The 397-nt window shown below is 58.7% G+C and carries 1 protein-coding gene; it reads left to right on the top strand.

All coding sequences use genetic code 11. The features are described from left to right. Nucleotides 1-397, top strand: a 397-nt coding sequence (locus tag KP705_RS18685; protein WP_215765392.1) for a DUF4158 domain-containing protein, incomplete at both ends; no start/stop codon positions are given.

The following is a 397-nucleotide window of genomic DNA, read 5'->3' as shown; positions in this document are numbered from 1 at the left end:
AAACACCACCGGCTCCCATTCTGTCATTTGTTGCGCGGCAGCTCGACCTGTCCCCTGGGCTCTGGTCCCATTACGGACGTCGTGACGAAACCCGTCGATCCCATCTGGCCCACCTGATGAAGCGTTATGGCTACCGAACCTTCGATCGGTCGGCATTTCATGACATGACCGGTTTCGCGATGCCAATTGCACATCATGTGACCCAGCCATCCCGCATGGCTGCGATCCTGATTGACGAGATGCGTCGCCGAAGCATTCTCCTGCCGTCGGTCACTGTCATTGAAGCCTTGGTGCGCCGTGCTCGCCAGCAGGCCGATCACCTTGTCCATGACGTCCTTGCAGGGGATCTGCCGCCGGAAACCCGTTGTCGTTTGGACAAAATGCTGGAGCGTCGTGG

The organism is Gluconobacter sp. P1D12_c, assembly GCF_018812105.1.
GTDB lineage: Bacteria > Pseudomonadota > Alphaproteobacteria > Acetobacterales > Acetobacteraceae > Gluconobacter > Gluconobacter oxydans_A.
Note: the sequence above shows the minus strand (reverse complement) of the source record. Positions and strands in the feature narration are given on the sequence as shown.